Source organism: Nocardioides sp. (assembly GCF_025965415.1).
Classification (GTDB): Bacteria; Actinomycetota; Actinomycetes; order Propionibacteriales; family Nocardioidaceae; genus Nocardioides.
Map to the genome: position 1 here is coordinate 40,845 of NZ_JAOPWY010000186.1, position 21,647 is coordinate 62,491.

The following is a 21,647-nucleotide window of genomic DNA, read 5'->3' on the forward strand; positions in this document are numbered from 1 at the left end:
TCGCGTGCCCGGCAGAACGGCCGGCACGCTCAGATCATGGGGAGTGCGGGGCCCGGCGCGGGCCGCGCTCGGGTGGTTTCGCCCATTTTGGGGAGTGCCACGCTCGACCGGGCCACCGAGAACCCGATGTCCTGGGTGCGGAGGTTGCGCAGGTGGAGCATCAGCCGGGCCATCTCGAGGGGGGACCACTCCTCGTCGACGGCAGCACCGGAGGCCACCGTGCTGAGCGCTCGGTGCAGGTCGAGAGGGTGCTTGCGGAACTCGGCGTGCAGGGTGCCCTCCATGACCTGCTGCAGGTAGTCGAGCTGGACGGCGGGCGCCGACCCGTAGCGGTAGGTCGCCGCCAGGTCGTTGTCGGCCGCCAGCTGCGCGAGGGCCCGCCAGTCGAGGGCGAGCAGGTGGTCGACGCGTCGACCCGTCCGGGACTCGGCCTCGGCGACGGCCCGGTCGGGGCGCGCGGACGCGTCGGCCGCGGTGAAGGCGCCGAGCGGCAGGGACTCGACCGACCCGAGCGTTCCTCGCGGGTCCAGCTCGACCAGCATCACCGAGTCGATCGACTGCGACCCCGGCAGCCAGTCCACGTCCCCGCTGCCACCGGGCCGGGTGCCGACCATCAGGATCGTCTCCCCCGGTGCGCCGGCGGGACGCTGGGCGAGGCTGGCGAAGGCGCCGTCGATGCGGTCCAGGCGCGCCTCCAGGCGCAGCCCGACCGCGACGACGCCCGCGACGACCAGCAGGCCCAGGACCGCGACGGTCCCCAGCACCACGCGTACGCGTCGCCGGCGCGGGCGGCCCGGCGGTGCGGGCGCGCGGACCAGCTGTCGCGTCGCCATCGGGTGCTCCTCACCGCCGGGGACCTCCGACGCTAGGGCGTCGGTCAGGGGCCGGGCGTGGCCCAAACGGGGGAAAACCCACCGGCGTCTTCGACCCGCGGGTGCGGCAGGTGCGGGACTCAGGAGTTGAAGCGCTGCTGGGTCTTCTCCAGGCCGTCGGAGATCAGCGACTCGACCGCGTCGGCGGCGTCGGAGACCTGGAACGGCAGCTCCTTGCGCTCGACCGTGGAGTAGTTGGAGAGCACGAAGTCGGCGACGTCCTGGCGTCCCGACGGGCGGCCGATGCCGGCCCGCACGCGGTAGAAGTCGCCGGTGCCGAAGGACGAGCGCATCGACTTGAGGCCGTTGTGGCCGTTGTCGCCACCGCCGAACTTGATGCGGAGGGCGCCGAAAGCGATGTCGAGCTCGTCGTGGATGGCGATCACGTGGTCGGGCTCGACCTTGTAGAACGAGGCCAGCGCCTTGACCGGCCCGCCGGACTCGTTCATGTAGCCGCGGCCGCGGGCCAGCACCACGCGGGGACCGCCGAGGGCGAGACGGCCCTCGACGACGTCGGCCCGGCCGGACTTGTGGCTGCGGAAGGAGCTTCCCATCCGGCTCGCCAGCTCGTCGGTGACGAGGTAGCCGATGTTGTGGCGGTGCCCGGCATAGGCCGGACCGGGGTTGCCGAGGCCGACCACCAGCCACACCCCGTCGTCAGTGCCCGCCATGTGTCCATCCTCCCAAGCCGTCGGGTCGGCGCGGGTGCGCCGCAGAAATGCGACGAGTCGGCGCACCCGCCCACGGATCGTGGGCAGACGCGCCGACTCGGCGGGGGTCACTCGGAGTCGGTGCCCTCGGCCTCGATGGCAGCGTCCTCGGCCTTGGCCTCGACCTGCGCGTCGGCGATCTCGGCATCGGAGACGTCGTGCTCGATGCCGGCCTCGGCCTCGGCCTCCTCCAGCTCGGCCTCGAGGGCCTCGGCGGAGATCTGCTCGGTCACGTTGACGATGAGCAGCTCCTCGTCGGCGAGCAGCGTGGTGCCCGACGGGAGGTCCAGGTCCTTGGCGAGGATCTGGGTGCCGGCGACGGCGCCCGCGACGGAGACCTCGAAGAACTCGGGGATGTGCGTGGCCTCGGCCTCGACGGAGACCACGGTGTTCTCGTTGACGACCAGGGTCTCGGGAGCGGCGTCGCCCACGACGTGGATCGGGACGTCGACGGTGACCTTCTCGCCGCGAATGACGGCGACGAAGTCGAGGTGCTCGATGACGCGGCGGATCGGGTCGACCTGGACGTCCTTGGTCAGCGCGAGCTGCTCGGAGCCGTCGACGTCGAGCGCGAGGAGCGCGTTGGCGCCACCGTGCTTGAGGGCCATCATCGTCTGGTGGCCGGGCAGGATCACGTGGATCGGGTCGTTGCCGTGGCCGTAGATGACGGCAGGGATCTTGTTGTCGCGGCGGATGCGGCGGGCGGCACCCTTGCCGAACTCGGTGCGGGCCTCGGCGACGATCTTCTCGGGGGCAGACATGCTGTTCTCCATCTGTCGGGGTCTGGGTCAGGCCCGGCGGGGCCTGAGGATCTGGGGCTCGGCGCTCCGGAGACGACGAACGCCGCGCTCCGGATCGTGAGCGCGGCGCAGTGTGGACGGCCGGCCCAGTCGATCACGGAGTCCCCGTCGTTCGATGGGCTCCCTCGCCGAGGCAACCCGTGAACTCTAGACCCGCGCCGTGGGCCGGGTCGAATCCTCAGATCTTGTCGAGGGTGGCACCGGAGCGGCTCAGCTGCTCGAAGAGCCGGATCGCCGCCATGCCCACCGCGAGGTAGGCCAGCCCGATGAGCAGCTCGGTCAGCACCAGCCCCGACACCGCACCCCAGGCCGCCCCCTCGGCGAGCATCCGGGTCGCCTCGATGGCGTGCGTCAGCGGCAGGCAGCGGCCGACCGCGGCCATCCAGCCCGGGAGGTCGTCGAGCGCGACGTTGGTGCCGGTGAAGACGAGCAGGACGAGGAAGAAGACGTTGCCGAGGGTCGCACCCTCCCGGTAGACGAGGTTGATCGCGCCCATGACCAGCCCGAGCCCGGTCGAGGCGAGCGAGCCGACGGCGACCACGAGTGCCATCGGCAGCCATGCGTTCCCCGGGACGTCGGCGCCGAGGAGCAGGGTGCCGACGACGACGCCGAACATCGCGACGAACCAGCCGTTGGCGATCACCGGCATCGCCCGCCCGAGGAACAGCGGGATCCGTCGCGCCGGCGTCGTCAGCACGAGCCCCAGGGTCTGGGAGTAGCGCTCCCCCGCGATCGTCGACGACATCGCGAACAGGCACGGGATCGCCGCGTAGTTGAGGGCGTTGCCGATGATGTAGAACCGGTCGTCACCCACCCCCGCCGCGCGACCGATGTAGGCGAACAGCAGGATCTGGCAGACCGGCGAGACCAGCAGTGCCGGGACGAAGATCCACGGGTTCATCCACCCGAACATCGCGCGATAGCTCATCAGCCCGCCGATGAAGAAGATGCGCGCGCTCGTCATCCCGCGGCCCTCACGTCAGCGCCAGCGTCGCGTTGCGCCGGGCCGAGTCGATGAGGCGTACGCCGAGCCAGCCGGCGATCGCGGCGTAGACCAGCCCCACCGCCGCGCAGATCGCCAGATTCAGCCACGGGCTCTCCCCCGCGGCCGCGGCCCGCATCGCCTCGACCGCCCAGGTCGGGGCGAGCGCCCACGACAGCGGGCGCAGCGCGTCGGGCAGGAGGTCGAGGGGGATCACGAAGCCGCACAGCAGCCAGCCGGGGTACTCGAGGGCCGCGCCGAGCGCCCACGAGGTGCGGTAGCGCACGGCGGTCACGGACAGGAGGAAGCCGAACAGCGCGATCGTGACGGTGGCCATCAGGATCGCCACGACGAACAGCGGCCAGTTCTCGACGCGGAGCGGGACGTCGAAGACCCACCAGTCCCACAGCACGGTGGCCACCACGCTGTAGAGGCCGATGGTGGCCATCGCGAAGGTGATGGGCAGCAGCACGAGCGCGAAGGGCGTCGGGGCGGCGACCACCAGCTCGAGCGTCCCCGCCCACCGCTCGCGCTGGACGAGGGTGCTGGCGCTCACGGTCTGCGAGGTCCAGATCCCCATCGCCGCGGCGCCGATGCCGGCGTACAGCATCGCCTCGGGGTCGCCGTCGACCTGGTAGACGAGCAGTGCGGCGGTGGCGAACATCAGCGGGAAGAAGACCGCGAGGAAGCCCTCGAAGGGCGAGAACACCAGGATCTTGAGCTGGAGCTGGTAGCAGACCCAGAGCTGCCGGAGGCGGCTCATCTGGTGACCAGCTCGACGTAGGCGTCCTCGAGGGTGGGGTCGCGGTGGCTGACCCGCCCGACGCGTACGTCGCCGAGCCGGCCGAGCACGGCACCGGTGACCTCGACGCCGGGCTCGCACGCGACGACCAGCACCTGCGACTGACCGCGCTCCTCGACGTTGACCGAGCGGACGCCGGCGACGGACCCGACGGCGGCGAGCGCCTCGTCGGGCACGCCGAACGTCTCGACCTCGACGACCCGTCCGGAGCTGACGAGGGTCTTGAGCTCGGCGGGCGTGCCCTCGGCGACGAGCTCGCCCGACCTGATCACCGCGATCCGGTCACACAGCTCGTCGGCCTCGAACATGTAGTGCGTGGTCAGCAGCACGGTCTTGCCCTGCTCGCGCAGACCCGCGATCGTCGCACGCAGCTCGCGGGCCCCGACGGGGTCGATGCCGATGGAGGGCTCGTCGAGGAAGAACACGTCGGGGTCGTGCAGCAGGCCGCGGGCGATGTGCAGCCGCTGCCGCATGCCGCGGGAGTAGCCCTCGACCTTCTCGCCCTCGCGGCCGGTCAGCCCCACGAGCTCCAGCAGGCCGCCGATGCGCGCCTTCTGCTCGCGCGCCGGCACGCCGTAGAGCTCGGAGAAGTAGCGCAGGTTGTCGAGGCCGCTGAGCCGTTCGTAGAGCCCACGGTCGCCGCCGAAGACGTAGCCGATCCGGCTGCGCACCTCACGCACGTCGGCGACCACGTCGTGGCCGAGCACGCTCGCACTGCCCGACGTCGGGAGGAGCAGGGTGATGAGCATCTTGATCGTGGTGGTCTTGCCGGCGCCGTTGGGACCGAGCAGGCCGAAGAGCTCTCCCGGAGCGATCTCGAAGCTGACGCCCTTCACCGCCTCGACGGTCTTGCGCTGCGGGCGGAGCACCCCCTGCTTGGTCCTGAAGGTGCGGCGCAGGTCGCGCGCCACCACGGCGGAGAGGTCCTGGGACGGCGGCACTCGCGGCACGTTACCGACCGACGACGGCCGAGGGCCCCTCATTTGGCGGGCGCGTACGCGGGCGTCGTGCGACGGAGCCTGCCCCTAGGGTGGCCGGGTGCCCCTGATGCTGCCCGAGGCGCGCGAGCGCGCCGTCCTGCTGACCGACGTCCACACCGAGCTGCACCTCGACCTCACCTCCACCGAGGACTTCGGGGTCGAGGCGACGATCTCCTTCCGCTGCACCGAGCCCGGCGCCTCGTCGTTCCTCGAGCTCAACGGCGGCACCGACGTCACCCTCGACGGCGAGCCGGCGGCGTACGCCGACGGCCGCATCGCGCTGCCCGACCTCGCCGAGCACAACGAGGTGCGGGTCACCGCGCGGATGCCCTACGTCACCGACGGTGACGGGATGACGGTCACCGTGGACCCCGCCGACGGCGAGCGCTACGTCTGCGCGCACACCTCGATGGACATCACCCAGAAGGTCATCCCCTGCTTCGACCAGCCCGACATCAAGTCGACGTTCGCGCTGTCCGTGACCGCGCCGACGCACTGGACGGTGCTGGCCAACGGCACGCTCGCCGGCCGGGAGGGCGACACGTGGACCTTCGAGAAGACGCCGCCCTTCTCGTCCTACCTCTTCACGCTCGTCGGCGGCCCCTGGGTCTCGCTGACCTGGGACGAGCCCTACGCCCCCGCACCGGGCGGCACGCTGCCCTTCGGCTGGCACGCCCGGGCGTCGCAGGAGCCTGAGCTGCGGCGCGACTTCGACGAGCTGAGGCGGATCACCAGCGCCTGCTTCCAGCACTACACGACCGTCTTCGAGCCCGAATATCCCTACGCCGACTACCAGCAGGTCTTCGCGCCCGGGCTCAACTGGGGCGCCATGGAGTTCCCCGGGTGCGTCGTCTTCCGCGACCAGGCGCTCACCCAGGGCACGCCGACCGAGCTCGAGCGCGAGTGGCTCGCCTCGACCATCGCGCACGAGATGGCGCACATGTGGTTCGGCGACCTGGTCACGATGAAGTGGTGGGAGGACTCGTGGCTCAACGAGTCGTTCGCCGACTTCATGGGCTACGACGTCGCGGGCGTCGCGGCCGGCTACACCGACGCGTGGACCTCGGCCGCGATCACCCGCAAGCCGATGGGCTACCGCGCCGACCGGCGCCGCTCGACGCACCCGATCGCGGAGGACACCGAGAAGATCGTCGACGTCGACACCGCCTTCGCCAACTTCGACATGATCACCTACGCCAAGGGCAACGCGACCCTGGCGCAGCTGGGCCACTGGCTGGGCGAGGAGGACTTCCTCGCCGGCGTCAACCGGCACCTGACCTCCCACGCCTTCGGCAACGCCGACCTCGCCGACTTCCTCGACTCGCTCGACTCCGCGACCGACCTCGACGTCCGGTCGTGGGCGCAGGCCTGGCTGCGGACGACGGGCTTCGACACCCTGGTGGTGACGCGAGAGGGCGACGTCCCCGTGCTCACCCGTGAGGGCTCGCGGCCGCACCGCCTCACCGTGTCGGCGTACGACGACGCGATGGCGCTGGTCGGCTCGCGGGACGTGCATCTCGGTGACGAGCCGGTGCGGCTGGAGGAGTTCACCGGTCGGGTCGTGGTCCCCAACTCCGGCGACGAGACCTTCGCGGTGATCCGTCCCGACGAGCAGTCGTGGGTCGCGATCACGGCCGGGCTCTCGTCGGTCGAGTCCCCCCTGACCCGCGCGATGCTGTGGTGGACCGCCGTCGACCTCTGCGAGTCGCAGGTCATCTCCATCGCCGACCTCGTCGATCTCGCCGACCGGCACCTGCGCCCCGAGGAGCACCCGGTGGTCTTCGAGGGCATGATGCGCTGGCTGGTCGGGCCGGTGTCCTTCAGCGCGCCGACCCAATCGATGATCCGCAGGTACGCCGAGCCCGCTGAGGTTGCCGGTCTCCTCGCCGTGGTCGCCGACATCGCCCGCGCCGCGGTCGACAGCGGCAATCCCCTGCTGGCACCGAGCGCGAGCCGCACGCTGGCGCGCTTCGGCACCGACCCGGCCCCGCTCGTCGAGCTGCTCGGGCGCGACGACGTCGAGCAGGCGGTGCGGTGGGCGGCGGTCCACCGGCTCGCCGAGCTCGGCGACGCCTCGCACATCGACGACGAGGTCGCGCGCGACCGGTCCGTCTCAGGGCACCTCGCCGAGCTGATGGCGCGGGCCGCCGTCCCCACCCCCGAGGCCAAGGCCGAGATGTGGGAGCGGCTGATGGGTGGCGAGCTCGGCAGCCACGAGTTCCACGCGGTCGACATCGGCTTCTGGGGCTGGGAGCAGGCCGACCTGGTCCGCCCCTACCTCACCCGCTACGTCACCGACGGCCTCGAGCTGGCCCGCCGCTCCGGCCAGGGGATGGGCGACGTTATCGGCGACGCCTTCCCGGTGCTGCCGCTCACCGTCGGCGTACGACGTGAGCTGCGCGCCGCGGTCGCCGAGGCGCTGGCCGGCGGCGAGGTGCCGACCGTGCTGGCGCGGTCGTGGAACGACGCGCTCGACGACCTCGACCGCACGCTCTGAGCCTCGGCCCCGGACAACGCAGCCAGCGTGCGTGCCGGGCGGCGCTGATCAGGCGTGGCCGTCGAACATGGAGGTGACGGACCCGTCCTCGAAGACCTCGCGGATCGCCCGCGCGATGAGCGGCGCGATCGAAAGCGTGGTCAGCTTGTCGAACTGCTTCTCCGAGGGGATCGGGAGCGTGTTGGTGACCACGACCTCCATCGCCATCGAGTTCTTGAGCCGGTCGACCGCCGGGTCGGAGAGGATCGGGTGCGTCGCCGCGATGATCACGCCGGCGGCGCCGGCGGCCATGCACGCCTCAGCGGCCTTCACGATCGTGCCGCCGGTGTCGATCATGTCGTCGGTCAGGATGCAGATCTTGCCGGCCACGTCACCGACGACGCGGTTGGCGACGACCTCGTTGGCCACGTCGGTGCGGCGGGTCTTGTGGATGAACGCCAGCGGGGCGCCGCCGAGGCGGGCCGACCAGCGCTCGGCGACCTTGATCCGGCCGGCGTCCGGCGAGACGACGGCGAGCTGCTGGTCGCCGTACTTCTCATTGACGTAGTCGGTGAGGATCGGCAGTGCCATCAGGTGGTCGACGGGGCCGTCGAAGAAGCCCTGGATCTGGTCGGCGTGCAGGTCGACCGTGATCAGCCGGTCGGCGCCGGCGGTCTTGAAGAGGTCGGCCATGAGCCGCGCCGAGATCGGCTCGCGGCCGCGGTGCTTCTTGTCCTGGCGGGCGTAGCCGTAGAAGGGCATGACCACCGTGATCCGCTTCGCCGAGGCCCGCTTGAGGGCGTCGACCATGATCAGGTGCTCCATGATCCACTCGTTGATCGGAGCGGTGTGGCTCTGGATCACGAAGGCGTCACAGCCCCGCACCGACTCCTCGTAGCGGACGTAGAGCTCGCCGTTGGCGAACTCGTAGGCGCTCTGCGGCACGAGTCCGCACTCGAGGAGGTCGACGACCTCCTGCGACAGGTCGGGGTGCGCCCGACCACTGAAGACCATCAAGTTCTTCTCGGTGGTCCGCTTCATTCCGGTCACGCGACGCGACTCCTCGCTGGGCTCGTCAGCTTCGGGGGTGGCTCGTTCGGAGGTGCTGCCCAGATTCTCGCCCACCGACCGGTCCATCCCCAACCCCGGGGTCACCCGTCGGACTTCTCCTGCTGTTCACGGGCCGTTCGCGCCGCCTCTGCCTGGGCCGTGCCGGCCCGCTTGGCCTCCGTCCACCCCTCCAGGTTGCGCTGCGGGTTGCTGCTCACGGCGAGCGCCCCGGCCGGCACGTTGCGGCGTACGACGGTCCCGCCCGCGGTGCCCGCACCGTCGCCCACCGACACCGGGGCGACGAAGGTGTTGTTGGAGCCGGTCTTGGCGTGGCGGCCGATGACGGTGCGGTGCTTGGCCACCCCGTCGTAGTTGGCGAAGATCGTGCCGGCGCCGATGTTGGTGCCCTCGCCGATCTCGGCGTCGCCGACGTAGGACAGGTGCGGGACCTTCGCGCCGTCGCCGATCCGGGAGTTCTTGGTCTCCACGAACGTGCCGATCTTGCCGCCGGTGCCGAGCTGGGTGCCGGGGCGGAGGTAGGCGAAGGGGCCCACGGAGGCGCCGTCACCGATCACGGCGAGCTCGCCGTGGGTGCGGACGACGCGGGCGCCGACCCCGACCTCGCAGTCCTTGAGCGTGGTGTCGGGACCGATCACGGCGTCCTCGCGCACCACGGTCGCGCCGAGGAGGTGGGTGCCGGGCAGGATCGTCACGTCCGGCTCGAGGACCACGTCGGCCTCGATCCACGTGGTGGCGGGATCCATGACGGTGACGCCGTCCTGCATCCAGCGCGTCACGATGCGGCGGTTGAGCTCCTTGCCGAGGTCGGCGAGCTGGGCGCGGTCGTTGGCGCCCTCGGTCTGCGCCACGTCGTCGATCAGGTGGGCGCCGACGGTGAGGCCGTCCTCGCGTGCCAGGCCCACGGCGTCGGTGAGGTAGTACTCGCCCTTGGCGTTGTCGTTGGTGATCCGCGCCAGCGCCGAGACCAGGAACTCCGCGTCGAAGGCCAGGATCCCGGAGTTGATCTCGTCGATCTCCCGCTGCTCGGGGGTCGCCTCCTTCTCCTCCACGATCGCCTCGACGTCGCCCTCGTCGTTGCGGACGATGCGGCCGTAGCCGAACGGGTTGGGCACCTTGCCGCTCAGGATGCTCACCGCGCGCTGGGCGGCCTCGTGCTCGATCGCGAACGCGCGCAGCGAGTCACCCTCCAGCAGCGGGGTGTCGCCCGCGGCGACGATCACCGTCCCGGTGGTGGTGCCCGAGGCCTCCATCGCGATGCGTACGGCGTGCCCGGTGCCCTCCTGCGTCTCCTGGACGGCCAGCACCGCGCTCGGCAGCAGCCCGGTGATGTGCGGACCCACCTGCTCGCGCTGGTGGCCCACGACCGCGACGACGCTGGTCGGCTCCACGGCCTGCACGGCGCGCAGCACGTGGCCGATCATGGAGCGCCCGGCGATGGGGTGCAGCACCTTCATGGTCTTCGACTTCATGCGGGTGCCGCCGCCGGCGGCGAGGACGATGACGGTGAGGTTGTCCATGGCCGCAGTCTGTCACCGTCGGATCCCGGGCCGGTCCGCTGTGGTCGAATGGCCAGGTGAGCGGGCGGACCTACGGCGGGGAGTCGGCGACCGCCCGCCTGGCGCGTCGGCGCCGGCAGCTGCTGGACGCCGGGCTCGAGCTCTTCGGCACCGCCGGCTACCGCGTGACGACCGTGCGCCAGCTCTGTCGCGAGGCCAGGGTCAGCGACCGCTACTTCTACGAGCAGTTCGACTCCACCGAGGACCTCCTGCTGGCCGTCTACGAGGAGTCGACCGCCCGGCTCGAGCAGGCCGCGCTCGCGGCGATCGGCGACCGCGGCGACCCCGTGCTCGCCCTCGCGCACCGCGGTCTCGACGCCTTCCTCGGCGCGCTCGAGTCCGACCCGCGCCTGGCCCGGCTGGTGTGGTTCGAGGTGCTGGGCATCAGCCCGCGGGTGGAGGCGACGTACCTGTCGCGGATGCAGGCGTTCGGCCACCTGATGGTCGGGGTGCTCGCGGAGCAGGAGGGCGCCGACGACGTGCCGGACGTGGCCCGGGAGCTGATGGCGAGCACGGCCGTCGGGGCCGTCAGCCACACCGTCATGACCTGGGTCAGCGCCGACTTCTCCCCCGCCCGCGAGATCGTCGCGGACACGCTCGCGCGCTTCCTCGCCGGCGCCTCCGCAGCGCTGCTGGAGTCGCCCCCCGGCACGTGACGTGGGTCACCTGTCGATGCGGAATCGACCGTCCTCACCCTAATGTGACGACCCCAGATTCCAGATCGGAGGCGCCATGCAGCAGCACCCCGTCACCGTGCTCGTCATCGGCAGCGGCTTCGGCGGCCAGGTGACCGCGATGAACCTGCTGCGGCGCGGCATCACCGACTTCCGCATCCTCGAGCGCCGCGACTTCATGGGCGGCACCTGGTGCCAGAACTCCTACCCCGGCGCGGCCGTCGACGTGCCCTCGCCCCTCTACTCCATCGCCGCCGAGCCCTACCCCTGGACCCGGATGTACGCCGAGCAGGCGGAGCTGCGCGACTACACCGAGCACGTCATCGACAGCCACGGCCTGCGCGATCGCACGGTGCTCGGCGCCGAGGTCGTGGGTGCGGAGTGGGACGGCGAGGCGTGGACCGTGCGGACCAGGACCGGGGACGTCCACCGCGGGCGGTTCCTCGTCAACGCCTCCGGCCCGCTCAGCACCCCCGTCGTGCCTCCCTTCCCCGGTCTCGACGACTTCGAGGGCGCGGCCTTCCACACCAACGGCTGGGACCACGGCGTCGACCTCGCCGGCAGGCGGGTCGCCGTCATCGGCTCCGGCGCGAGCGCCGCCCAGGTCATCCCCGCGATCCAGCCCGAGGTGGGCGAGCTGCACGTCTTCCAGCGCAGCCCCCACTGGGTGCTCCCCCGCCCCGACCGGGTCTTCTCCCCGCTGCAGCGACGGCTGCTGCGCCTGCGTCCCCTGCAGCGGGCGCTGCGCACCTGGATCTACTGGAAGCTGGAGACGCGCGTCATCGGCTTCAAGCACAACCGCTGGCTGCTGCGGCAGGTCGCCCAGCGTGAGGCGCTGCGCCACATCGAGGCCCAGGTGCCCGACCCGGTGCTGCGCGCGCAGGTCACGCCCGACTACACGATCGGGTGCAAGCGGATCATCCTGTCCGACACGCTCTATCCGGCACTGTCTGCAGCCAACACCACGCTGCACGACCGCTCCGACGGCATCGACCGCTTCGACGCGACGGGCGTCGTCACCGCGACCGGGGAGCACCTCGACCTGGACGTCGTCGTCTTCTCGACCGGCTACGACGCCACCGACGGCCTCATCCCCTACGAGGTGCGCGGGCGCGACGGCACCACGCTGGCCGACGTCTGGCACGAGTACCCCCGTGCCTACCTCGGCACCACGGTCCCGGGGTTCCCCAACTTCTTCGTCGTCACCGGGCCCAACACCGGCATCGGCCACACCAGCGCGATCTTCGTGATCGAGTCGCAGATGCACTACCTGATGCGGGCGATCGAGGAGGTGCTCGCCGCGCGAGCCGCCAGCATCGAGGTCACGCCCGAGGCCGAGGACGCCTACACCACCGCCATCCACCGCGAGATGGAGCGCACCGTGTGGCACGACGGCGGCTGCACGTCGTGGTACCGGTCGCGCTCGGGCAGGGTGGTCGCGATGTTCCCCGGCTTCTCGTTCTCGTTCCGCCGCCTGGCCCGGAGCTTCCGGCCCGAGCACCACGTCATCACCTCACCCGCTCTCGAGAGGACACCCGCATGAAGGACCTGGACGACAAGGTCGCCGCGGTCACCGGCGCCGGATCCGGCATCGGCCGGGCCCTGGCCCGGCGACTCGCCGACGCGGGGTGCCGCCTCGCGCTGTCCGACGTCGACGCCGCCGGCCTGGCCGAGACCGAGCGGCTGCTCGCCGGACGGGCCCGTGCGGTGACCACCGCCGTCGTGGACGTCGCCGACGAGGCCGCGGTGCTCGCCTGGGCCGACGCCGTCGTGACCGACCACGGTCGCGCCAACCTCGTCTTCAACAACGCCGGCGTCGCCCTTTCGGGCACCGTGGCCTCGCTCTCCACCGAGGACTACCGCTGGATCATGGGCGTGAACTTCTGGGGCGTCGTCCACGGCACCAAGGCGTTCCTCCCCCACCTCGAGGCGTCGGGCGCGGGCCACGTCGTCAACATCTCCAGCGTCTTCGGCCTCACGGCTCAGCCGCTGATGAGCGGCTACAACGCCAGCAAGTACGCCGTACGCGGCTTCACCGAGTCGCTGCGGCAGGACCTCGAGCTGACCCGGTCCTGCGTGAGCGCCACCTGCGTGCACCCCGGCGGCATCAAGACCAACATCGCCCGCGCCGCGCGCGTCGACGCCAGCGTCGTCGGGGCCACCGGCAAGCCCTCGGAGGCGGCGACGACGGAGTTCGAGAAGTCCTTCATCACGACTCCTGCCAAGGCGGCGGACGTCATCGTGGGTGCCGTGCAGAAGAACAAGCGGCGCGTGCTCATCGGGCCCGACGCCCGCGTCTTCGACGCGATGGCGCGCGTCGCCCCGGCCGGCTACCAGCGGCTGATCACCGGCGTCGTGCGGTCGCGGGGCGCGAAGTGAGCCGGCGTACGGCGCTCGCGGGCCGGATGTACGCCGCCGCGACCGGCGCCGAGGCCAGGGCCTACGGCCTGCGCAAGCGCCTCGTCGACGCCGGCGACACCACGCTGGCCGTCTTCGAGGGAGGGCCCGCCGATGGACCCGTCGTGGTGCTGCTGCACGGCTACTCCGCCGACCGCGTGGTGTGGATGCGCTTCGCGAAGCACCTGGTGCGCGACCACCGGGTGCTGGTGCCCGACCTCGCCGGCCACGGGGCCTCCGGCTTCACCAGCGGCATCGGGCACTCCGCGCCCGCCCAGGCCGACCGGGTCGTCGCCGTGCTGGACCGGCTCGGGATCGACCGGGCCCACGTCGCCGGCAACTCGATGGGCGGCTTCATCGCGGCCACGGTCGCCGTCGACCACCCCGGCCGGGTCCGGTCGCTGCTGCTCAGCGACGCCGTGGGCGTCGCCTCCCCCGAGCCGAGCGAGGCCGAGGAGCTGTTCCGCCAGGGCCGCAACCCGTTCCTGCTCGACGACGTGGCCGACTTCCCGGCGTTCTACGCCATGACCATGGCGCGACCGCCCTTCCTGCCGGGCTTCCTGCGCTCGGCCGTGGCGGCCGACTACGTCGCCCGGCGCGGGGCGCTCGCCGAGATCTTCGAGGACTTCCACGGCGTCGCGACGCTGGACGACCGGCTCGGCGAGATCACCGCGCCGACCCTGGTCATGTGGGGCGAGAAGGACCGGCTCGTCCACCCCAGCACTGCGCGGACCTGGGCCGACGGCATCCCCGGTGCCCGCACCGTCACCTATCCCGACCTCGGGCACATGCCGATGGTGGAGGCGCCGCGGCGCAGCGCCGCGGACTACCGCGCGTTCCTGGCCCGCCCGGGTCGCTAGGCCAGGTCGCCGTCGATGAGCCGCGCGAAGAGGTCGACGTACTCGATGAGGTGCCGGTCGGGCAGGTAGCGGTCCCGGACGCGCAGGTGGGCGGCACGTCCCATCGCCTCGCGCCGATCGGCATCGGTGAGCAGCACGGACAGCGCCGACGCCAGCTGGGCGCCGTCGCGGGGGTCGTCGAGCAGGAGGCCGCTCACGCCGTGCTCGACCTGGTCCCGGATGCCGCCCACGGCCGAGGCCACGACGGCCCTGCCCTTCCACATCGGTTCGGTCACGGTGAGGCCGAAGCCCTCCGCGAGGCTCTTCTGGACCACGACCGTCGCCCGGCGCTGGAGGGCGTTGACGATCCGTGCGTTCTCGTCGAGGTCGTCCGCCGGGACGGTCACGAGGTGGCTGCGCCGACGTGCCCGGACGGGTTGATGGCGCCACCGGTCGCGGCAGTCCGCCAGCACCTCGTCCGCCTCGGGGTCGTCGGCCACCCCTCGCGGTTCCGGGCCTGCCAGCACCAGGTGGACGTCGGGCGGAAGCCCGTCGAGGTGCTCGGCGAAGGCCTCCAGGACCCCGGCCATGTCCTTGAGCCGGTCCCACCGGCTGACCTGCAGGGCGATCGGCGCGTCCAACGGCAGGGCTGCGCCCTCGAGCACGAGCCCCGCACGGTGCACCAGTGCCTCGACCTCCTCGTCGGGCAGGTCGACGTTCTTGGGGCTGAACGGGTCGAGCGACGGCGGGATGATCCGCAGCCACTGCCGGTCGACCCAGTCCGGGGCGAACTCGGCCCGCGAGAAGACGCAGGCCTGCGCGGGCTCGACCAGCTCGCGCAGGAAGCCCCATGCCTGCTCCGTCCACTCGTTGCGCTCGTCCAGTCCGACGTGGCAGCGCCACAGGACGTGGACGCCACGGTCCCGCAGGTGCCGGGCGAGGCCGGCCGTCTGCGGGTCGTGGAGGAGGACGACGTCGCCCGGCCGGACCAGGCCGTCGATGTCGCCGGCGTGCCGCGCGAGCGTGGCGTCGTACGTCGCCCTGGCGGCGGCGTCGAGCGCACCCCCGTCACCGGCGACGCCGTGCAGCCGGTTGTGGATCCGCTTGGTGATGTCGAAGAACTCGGCGTCCGCGGTCAGGACCAGCCAGCGGACCTCGACCCCCGTTCCCGCGGCATAGGCCACGAGGGTGTGCAGCATCTCCGCGACGCCGCCTCCGCGCGCCGTGGAGCTCACGTTCCACACGGTGCGGTCGGCGAGCAGCTGTCGGGCGGCAGCGGCGTACTCCTCGACCCGCTCGACCCGCTCCGGTGGCAGCAGGGGCGACAGCCGTGCCAACGGGATCGGGACGACCTGGACCTCGAGCACACCCGTCACGGCGCGCCCCGGGGGCGTGGTAGCTCGATCGGCACCCCCACCCGGACGTCGACACCCGGGGCGGCGTGCCGGGCCACCTCCAGAGCCGCATCCATGCAGCGGATCATGCGTGCCCGTGCCGGGTGGTCGTGCTCGCCCACGACCCCCTCGACGAGCTCCACCGCGCAGCCGGAGTCCCGGGCGCGGCATGCCGCCTCGTGGACGCGTTCCTGGAGCTCGGGGACATCCTCGACCAGGACCCGGACGGTCGCGGGTGGGCGAGGGACTGGTGCGTGACGCATGGCGGTCTCCTCAGGTCTGTGCCCCCGAGTCTCGCCGCACCTGTTGTCGCCCGGCAGGGTCCAAGGTCCCGCCGTCGTGAGTGAGTCCGCGGCGGCCGCTCCGCGCGCCGGGCCCGCAGGATCCAGAGCTCCCCGGGATGGAGTCGAACCATCGTCGCTAGTCCTGATTCAAAGTCAGGCGGGCCCTGCCGGCAGACCAACCGGGGATTGTGGGACAAGCCTAGGGCCCGCCTCGGGCGGGACTGCCAAGGACCCGGCAGACCAACCGGGGAATGTGGCAGTGCCACCTTCACCGAATCCTCACACGCCTCGGGGACGTCCCTGATGCCCCCGGACGGCGCCGACCGCTAGCGTGGCTGCCGTGACGGGGGAAATCACCGGCCGCCCACCAGTCATCACGACTGCAGGCCTGACGAAGCACTACGGGAGCGTCCACGCGCTCACCGACCTGACGGTCGACGTCGGCGCCGGTGTGACCGGCCTGGTCGGCGCCAACGGCGCGGGCAAGTCCACTCTCATCAAGATCCTCCTGGGGCTGCTCGAGCCGACCGGCGGGCACGCGCTCGTGCTGGGCCACGACATCGAGCACGAGAGCCAGGAGATCCGCCGGCTCGTCGGCTACATGCCCGAGCACGACTGTCTGCCCCCCGACGTCAGCGCGAGCGACTTCGTGGTCCACATGGCCCGGATGTCGGGCCTCGGCGCCTCCGCGGCCCGCGAGCGGTCGGCCGACGTGCTGCGCCACGTCGGCCTCGACGAGGAGCGCTACCGGCCGATGGGCGGCTACTCCACCGGCATGAAGCAGCGCGCCAAGCTCGCCCAGGCGCTCGCGCACGACCCGCAGCTGGTCTTCCTCGACGAGCCGACCAACGGCCTCGACCCCGCCGCCCGCAACGACATGCTGCGACTGGTGGAGCGCATCGGCAGCGACTTCGGCATCGCCGTCCTGGTCACCTCACACCTGCTCGGCGAGCTCGAGCAGGTCAGCGACCACGTCATCGTGCTCGACGGCGGCCACCTGCTGCGCTCCAGCGCGACCGGCGACTTCCTCGAGCGCACCGGCGGCCTCCTCGTCGAGGTCGTGGGCACCGAGACCGAGCGCGACCTGCTCGGCGAGACCCTCGCTCAGCGCGGCCTCGTCTGCCGACCGCGTGGCGCGATGGTCGCCATCGACCCGCCGCCGCCCGAGCTGGCCGGCGAGGGCGCCGCCCACGACCTGATCCGCGACGTCGCCGTCGAGCTGGGACTCGGACTGATGCGCCTCCAGCCCGACCGTCGCCACCTCGAGGACGTCTTCCTCGACGGAGGTGCCACCCATGTCTGACTTCCAGTCGCACCACCCCAGCCGCCCCGGCGTGATCCACGACCTCGGCTACCGCCACTACGACGGCGTACGCGACGGCACCGGCACCATCGCCCGCAACCTGTTCGTCATCGGCCTGCGCCACACCTACGGCCTCGGGCGCTCGGGCAAGTCGAAGGTGATGCCCTTCCTCCTGCTCGGGATGTCGCTGCTGCCGGCGCTGATCATCGTCGGCGTGGTGGTGCTCACCGGGCTCAACTCCCTCCCCGTGTCCTACGCCGACTACACCAACCAGACCCAGCTGCTGGTCAGCCTCTTCGCCGCGGCACAGGCACCGGTGCTGTTCTCGCGCGACCTGCGTCACCGCTCGATCGTGCTCTACCTCGCCCGTCCGCTCTCCTCGCCGGTCTTCGCCCTCATGCGGTGGCTGTCGCTCACCGTCGCGCTCTGGCTCTTCATGGCCGTGCCGACGATCCTCCTCTTCCTGGGCGCGATGCTCTCGGGCCTCGACAAGAGCGACCAGGTCACCCAGCTGCTCAAGGCGGTCGTCCTCCAGACGCTGCTCGCCCTGATGATCGCGGGGATCACCGGACTCATCTCGTCGGTGTCCCTGCGTCGCGGCTTCGCCGTGGTCGGCTCCGTGATGGCGCTGATCGTGCTCACCGGCGTGATCACCGCGGTCCAGGCGATCGCGCACGAGCAGGAATCCGACTCCGTCTCGACCGCCGCCGGGCTCGTCTCGCCGTGGTCCCTCTACACCGGCCTCGCCAACGCGTGGGACGCCGGCGTCGACACCTTCGTGCCGGTCGACGGGGCCTGGGTGCCCGCCTACGTCCTGGTCGCGCTGCTGCTCGTCGCCGGCAGCCTCCTGGCGCTGGTCGCCCGCTTCCGGAAGGTGGGCTCGCGATGAGCAACCTGGTCCTCGACTCGGCCTCGCGCTGGTTCGGCAACGTGGTCGCCGTCAACGACGTCTCGCTGACGATCGGACCCGGCGTCACCGGCCTCCTCGGGCCCAACGGCGCCGGCAAGACGACGCTGATGGCGATGATGGCGGGCTTCCTGGCGCCGTCGGCCGGCCACGTCACCCTCGACGGGCAGCCGGTGTGGCGCAACACCGCCATCTACCGGCAGATCGGGCTGGTGCCCGAGCGTGAGCTGAGCTTCGGCTACCTGACCGGACGCCAGTTCGTCCGCGCCAACGCCGACCTCCACCGCCTGCCCGACGCGGCCGCGGCGACCGAGCGGATCCTCGAGGTCGTCGACATGGTCGAGCCGGCCGGTCGCCGCCTCGACACCTACTCCAAGGGCATGCGGCAGCGCGTGAAGATCGCCGCCGCGCTGGTCCACGACCCGTCCGTGCTGCTGCTCGACGAGCCGTTCAACGGCGTCGACCCCCGCCAGCGGATGCACCTGATGGACCTGCTGCGGCGCCTCGGCGACGAGGGACGCACCGTGCTGTTCAGCTCGCACATCCTCGAGGAGGTCGAGCGGCTCGCGCGCCACATCGAGGTCGTGGTGTCGGGGCGGCACGCCGCCTCCGGCGACTTCGGGGCGATCCGCCGCCTGATGACCGACCGGCCGGTGCAGTACGCCGTCCAGTCGAGCGACAACCGCGCGCTGGCCGCCGTCCTGATGGCCGAGTCGTCCGTGCGGGCGGTCAGCCTGCGCGGCGAGCACCTCGACGTCCAGGTCGACGACCTGGGCAGCTTCGCGGTCGGCCTGCCCAGGCTGGCCCAGCAGCACGCTGTGACCCTCTTCGAGCTCTCCCCCAGCGACGAGTCGCTGGAGAGCGTCTTCGCCTACCTGGTGGCCCGATGATCAACGTGACGATTGCCAAGCTCGCCCTGCAGGCCCTGCTGGGGCGTCGCCGCTTCTGGCTGCTGCTCGCCTTCCCGGTGCTGCTGATCGGGCTGGTCGCCCTTATCACGGCGCTCACCGACGGCGACGCGGCCTACGAGGTCCTCCCCGGTCTGGGCTACCCGCTCGTGCTGCCGCTGGTCGCGATCCTGGCGGCCTCGTCGGTGCTCGGTCCCGAGGTCGACGACGGCTCGATCGTCTACCTGCTCTCCAAGCCGGTCAGCCGCTACGGCGTGGCGATCAGCAAGTGGCTGGTGGCCCTGTGCGCGACGCTGATGGCCGGCGCGCTGCCGATCCTCGTCGCGGCGCTCATCACCGGCGACAGCACCCGGGCGCTCGCGCTCTTCGTCGGTGCCGTCGTCGCGGGGACGACGTACTCCGCACTGTTCCTCACGATCTCCGCCGTCACCCGGCACGCGGTCATCGCGTCGCTGATGTTCGTGCTGATCTGGGAGAGCCTGCTCGGCAACCTGTTCTCCGGCGTCGCCTGGCTCAGCATCGGCCAGTGGGGCCTGCGGGTGGGCCACGAGCTGTCCTCCGAGCTGCCCGATCCGGCCAACCTGCCCTACGCGATCATCGCCAGCGTGGTCGTGACGGTGGTCGGGGTCTGGTTCGCCGGCGACCGGCTGCGGTCCTTCACCCTGCGCGGCGAGGACTGAGCGCTCCAGGGGTCGAACCGGACTAGGCTCGATCGCGTGGACCTTCCCGTGATGCCGCCCCTGCAGCCGATGCTGGCCAAGAGCGTGAGCGGCGTGCCGGACCCGGCCAAGCACGGCGGGTTGAGCTTCGAGCCCAAGTGGGACGGGTTCCGCTGCCTGGTCTTCAAGGACGGCGACGAGGTCGAGCTCGCCAGCCGCAACACCAAGCCCCTCACGCGCTACTTCCCCGAGGTCGTCGAGGCCTGCCGCGCCCAGCTCCCGGACCGCATCGTGCTGGACGGCGAGATCTTCGTCGGGCTGCAGGGCCCCGAGGGCTGGCGGCTGGAGTTCGAGACCCTGCAGGAGCGGATCCACCCCGCCGCCAGCCGTGTCGACAAGCTGTCGGTCGAGACGCCGGCCGGGTTCGTCGCCTTCGACCTGCTGGCCCTCGACGACACGTCGTACCTCGCGCAACCCTTCTCCGAGCGACGCGCCGCCCTGGTGAAGGCGCTGGGCCACCTCGACGGCAGCGGCCCGTGCTTCCTCACCCGCACGACCGAGGACCCCGCCGAGGCGGAGCGCTGGTTCCAGGAGTTCGAGGGCGCCGGCCTCGACGGAGTCGTCGCCAAGCCGCTCGGGGCGGCCTACGAGCCCAACAAGCGCACCATGCTCAAGATCAAGCACGAGCGCACCGCCGACGTCGTGCTCGCCGGCTACCGCGAACACAAGACGTCCACCCCGGAGGAGCCGCTGATCGGCTCCCTGCTGCTCGGGCTGTACGACGACGACGGCGACCTGCAGCACATCGGGGTCTCCGCCAGCTTCACCGCCGCGAAGCGTGCCGAGCTGTGGCAGGAGCTGCAGCCGCTGGTGTGCGACGTCGCCGACCACCCGTGGGGTCGCTGGCAGGAGTTCCTGACGGCGAACCCGGATCGCGTCCCCGGCACCCAGAGCCGGTGGAGTGCCGGCAAGGACCTCGGCTTCACCGCGCTGCGCCCCGAGCGGGTGCTGGAGGTGAAGTACGACCACATGGAGGGGCGGCGCTTCCGGCACACCGCGCACTTCAAACGGTGGCGCACCGACCGCGACCCGGAGACCTGCGGCTACGGTCAGCTCGACGAGCCGGCCGGCTACGACCTCACCCGAATCCTGAGCACCGACACCGGAGGCAACCGATGAGCGAGACCCCTTCCGACCACACGCCCGACGAGTCCATCCACGACGGGGTGGGCACCTACGACGTCGTGCTGCTCGTCGAGCAGGCCCTCACCGCCGCCGACGCCCAGCAGGTGCGCTCCCTCCACGCGGAGATCGAGGACCCGGTCGTCTACCACGTCCTCATCCCGCTCGAGGACGCCGCGGCCCGCATCGAGGCCTCGCTCGGCACCCTCGGGGCCGGCGACCTGATGGCCGCCCCGGCGCTCGCGATGAGCGACGTCGACATCGAGGCCCTGCGCCGCGAGTGCGAGGAGAACTCCTCCTCCGAGCTCCAGCAGACGCTCGCCGCGATGACCGCCGCCGGCGGGAAGGTCACCGGCAAGGTCACCTCCGAGCCGCCGGTCGACGCCCTGGCCGCGCTGGTCACCGCCGTCGACGCGCGCGAGGCGATCATCCTCACCCGCTCGCACGTGGTGGCCGAGTTCTTCCACGTCGACTGGACCTCACGGGCGCGCCGCAAGCTCGGCGTGCCGGTGCTGCACCTGATCGAGCACGAGACCTTCGACGAGCAGGCCGGGTCCGGCGAGGGCGTCAGCGGCCTCTGACCGAGCTGACGCGTGTGCGCACGCACACCCTGCCGACCTGACGCTTGTGCTCACGCACACCCTGCCGACCTGACGCTTGTGCGCAGCGCGGACGTGCACAAGCGTCAGCTCGGCGGGGATCCCGCGTGCACGAGCGTCAGCTCAGCGGCGGGCGACGCGGCGTACGACGGCGCGGCGCAGGATCGCCGCGGCCTCGCGCCCACCGACCTCGGGCGCCCGCTCGCGGCGGGCCTCCTCGAGGTCACGGCGCAGCGCCTGCACGGTGGACCG

21 protein-coding genes and 1 tRNA gene are annotated in these 21,647 nt (G+C 71.7%); 11 read left to right on the top strand and 11 right to left on the bottom strand.

The genetic code is table 11. The features are described from left to right. Positions 1-29 precede the first annotated feature (29 nt). From JWN97_RS19560 to JWN97_RS19585, 6 genes are all read right to left on the bottom strand, one after another. Positions 30-833: a hypothetical protein gene (locus JWN97_RS19560; protein ID WP_297626924.1), complete on the bottom strand. Its 804-nt coding sequence runs from the start codon at positions 831-833 to the stop codon at positions 30-32. 119 nt (positions 834-952) lie between these two features. Then, complete coding sequence (gene pth, locus JWN97_RS19565; protein WP_297626927.1) at positions 953-1,543, bottom strand: aminoacyl-tRNA hydrolase; 591 nt, start codon at positions 1,541-1,543, stop codon at positions 953-955. Between the two features lie 107 nt (positions 1,544-1,650). Then, a complete protein-coding gene (locus tag JWN97_RS19570; protein ID WP_297626929.1) occupies positions 1,651-2,343 on the bottom strand; it encodes a 50S ribosomal protein L25/general stress protein Ctc in 693 nt (230 codons plus the stop codon). 217 nt (positions 2,344-2,560) lie between these two features. Then, on the bottom strand, positions 2,561-3,346 hold the full coding sequence (locus JWN97_RS19575; RefSeq protein ID WP_297626932.1) for an ABC transporter permease: 786 nt from the start codon (positions 3,344-3,346) through the stop codon (positions 2,561-2,563). 10 nt (positions 3,347-3,356) lie between these two features. Beyond that, positions 3,357-4,127 carry an ABC transporter permease gene (locus tag JWN97_RS19580; RefSeq protein WP_297626935.1) on the bottom strand — a complete coding sequence of 257 codons (771 nt, stop codon included), beginning with the start codon at positions 4,125-4,127 and terminating at the stop codon, positions 3,357-3,359. Beyond that, the gene (locus tag JWN97_RS19585) at positions 4,124-5,107 is read right to left on the bottom strand and encodes an ABC transporter ATP-binding protein (RefSeq protein ID WP_297626938.1); all 984 of its coding nucleotides are present in this window, start codon (positions 5,105-5,107) and stop codon (positions 4,124-4,126) included. Before JWN97_RS19585 ends, JWN97_RS19580 begins: the two co-directional genes overlap by 4 nt. A 106-nt stretch (positions 5,108-5,213) precedes the next feature. On the opposite strand from JWN97_RS19585, the gene pepN reads away from it, so the two are divergent. Beyond that, entirely contained in the window at positions 5,214-7,643 is a 2,430-nt protein-coding gene (pepN, locus tag JWN97_RS19590; protein ID WP_297626993.1) for an aminopeptidase N, read from the top strand. 48 nt (positions 7,644-7,691) lie between these two features. Here the strand turns inward: pepN and JWN97_RS19595 are convergent, their stop codons facing one another. Both JWN97_RS19595 and glmU read right to left on the bottom strand, forming a co-directional pair. Beyond that, positions 7,692-8,663 carry a ribose-phosphate diphosphokinase gene (locus JWN97_RS19595; RefSeq protein WP_363321315.1) on the bottom strand — a complete coding sequence of 324 codons (972 nt, stop codon included), beginning with the start codon at positions 8,661-8,663 and terminating at the stop codon, positions 7,692-7,694. Between the two features lie 110 nt (positions 8,664-8,773). After that, a complete protein-coding gene (gene glmU / locus JWN97_RS19600) occupies positions 8,774-10,210 on the bottom strand; it encodes a bifunctional UDP-N-acetylglucosamine diphosphorylase/glucosamine-1-phosphate N-acetyltransferase GlmU (RefSeq protein WP_297626944.1) in 1,437 nt (478 codons plus the stop codon). A gap of 56 nt (positions 10,211-10,266) precedes the next feature. Between glmU and JWN97_RS19605 the strand changes: the two genes are divergently transcribed. The 4 genes from JWN97_RS19605 (at position 10,267) to JWN97_RS19620 (ending at position 14,180) form a co-directional block, all read left to right on the top strand. Continuing rightward, a complete protein-coding gene (locus JWN97_RS19605) occupies positions 10,267-10,905 on the top strand; it encodes a TetR/AcrR family transcriptional regulator (RefSeq protein WP_297626948.1) in 639 nt (212 codons plus the stop codon). 76 nt (positions 10,906-10,981) lie between these two features. Then, positions 10,982-12,466, top strand: coding sequence for an NAD(P)/FAD-dependent oxidoreductase (locus JWN97_RS19610; protein ID WP_297626953.1), 1,485 nt, complete (start codon positions 10,982-10,984; stop codon positions 12,464-12,466). After that, entirely contained in the window at positions 12,463-13,302 is an 840-nt protein-coding gene (locus JWN97_RS19615) for an SDR family NAD(P)-dependent oxidoreductase (protein WP_297626955.1), read from the top strand. Before JWN97_RS19610 ends, JWN97_RS19615 begins: the two co-directional genes overlap by 4 nt. Further along, positions 13,299-14,180: an alpha/beta fold hydrolase gene (locus JWN97_RS19620; protein WP_297626957.1), complete on the top strand. Its 882-nt coding sequence runs from the start codon at positions 13,299-13,301 to the stop codon at positions 14,178-14,180. The genes JWN97_RS19615 and JWN97_RS19620 overlap by 4 nt, the downstream gene beginning before the upstream one ends. Here the strand turns inward: JWN97_RS19620 and JWN97_RS19625 are convergent. The 3 genes from JWN97_RS19625 to JWN97_RS19635 all read right to left on the bottom strand — a co-directional run bounded on the left by JWN97_RS19625 (position 14,177) and on the right by JWN97_RS19635 (position 16,023). After that, positions 14,177-15,535, bottom strand: a complete 1,359-nt coding sequence (locus JWN97_RS19625; protein WP_297626960.1) for a glycosyltransferase — start codon at positions 15,533-15,535, stop codon at positions 14,177-14,179. The genes JWN97_RS19620 and JWN97_RS19625 overlap by 4 nt on opposite strands. Then, positions 15,532-15,816 carry a hypothetical protein gene (locus JWN97_RS19630; protein ID WP_297626964.1) on the bottom strand — a complete coding sequence of 95 codons (285 nt, stop codon included), beginning with the start codon at positions 15,814-15,816 and terminating at the stop codon, positions 15,532-15,534. The genes JWN97_RS19625 and JWN97_RS19630 overlap by 4 nt, the downstream gene beginning before the upstream one ends. A gap of 128 nt (positions 15,817-15,944) precedes the next feature. After that, positions 15,945-16,023: transfer RNA gene (locus JWN97_RS19635), tRNA-Gln, on the bottom strand. A 154-nt stretch (positions 16,024-16,177) separates the two neighbouring features. Between JWN97_RS19635 and JWN97_RS19640 the strand changes: the two genes are divergently transcribed. Genes JWN97_RS19640 through JWN97_RS19665 form a run of 6 tightly spaced genes read left to right on the top strand, consistent with a single transcriptional unit; the run spans position 16,178 to position 21,377 of the window. Continuing rightward, positions 16,178-17,140: an ABC transporter ATP-binding protein gene (locus JWN97_RS19640; protein ID WP_297626966.1), complete on the top strand. Its 963-nt coding sequence runs from the start codon at positions 16,178-16,180 to the stop codon at positions 17,138-17,140. Then, on the top strand, positions 17,133-18,029 hold the full coding sequence (locus JWN97_RS19645; RefSeq protein WP_297626968.1) for an ABC transporter permease: 897 nt from the start codon (positions 17,133-17,135) through the stop codon (positions 18,027-18,029). Before JWN97_RS19640 ends, JWN97_RS19645 begins: the two co-directional genes overlap by 8 nt. Beyond that, positions 18,026-18,937 carry an ABC transporter ATP-binding protein gene (locus JWN97_RS19650; protein ID WP_297626971.1) on the top strand — a complete coding sequence of 304 codons (912 nt, stop codon included), beginning with the start codon at positions 18,026-18,028 and terminating at the stop codon, positions 18,935-18,937. The genes JWN97_RS19645 and JWN97_RS19650 overlap by 4 nt, the downstream gene beginning before the upstream one ends. A 5-nt stretch (positions 18,938-18,942) precedes the next feature. Continuing rightward, entirely contained in the window at positions 18,943-19,635 is a 693-nt protein-coding gene (locus JWN97_RS19655) for an ABC transporter permease subunit (protein WP_297626974.1), read from the top strand. Between the two features lie 36 nt (positions 19,636-19,671). Further along, positions 19,672-20,793 carry an ATP-dependent DNA ligase gene (locus tag JWN97_RS19660; RefSeq protein ID WP_297626987.1) on the top strand — a complete coding sequence of 374 codons (1,122 nt, stop codon included), beginning with the start codon at positions 19,672-19,674 and terminating at the stop codon, positions 20,791-20,793. After that, positions 20,790-21,377, top strand: a complete 588-nt coding sequence (locus tag JWN97_RS19665; RefSeq protein WP_297626990.1) for a hypothetical protein — start codon at positions 20,790-20,792, stop codon at positions 21,375-21,377. The genes JWN97_RS19660 and JWN97_RS19665 overlap by 4 nt, the downstream gene beginning before the upstream one ends. Positions 21,378-21,647 lie beyond the last annotated feature (270 nt).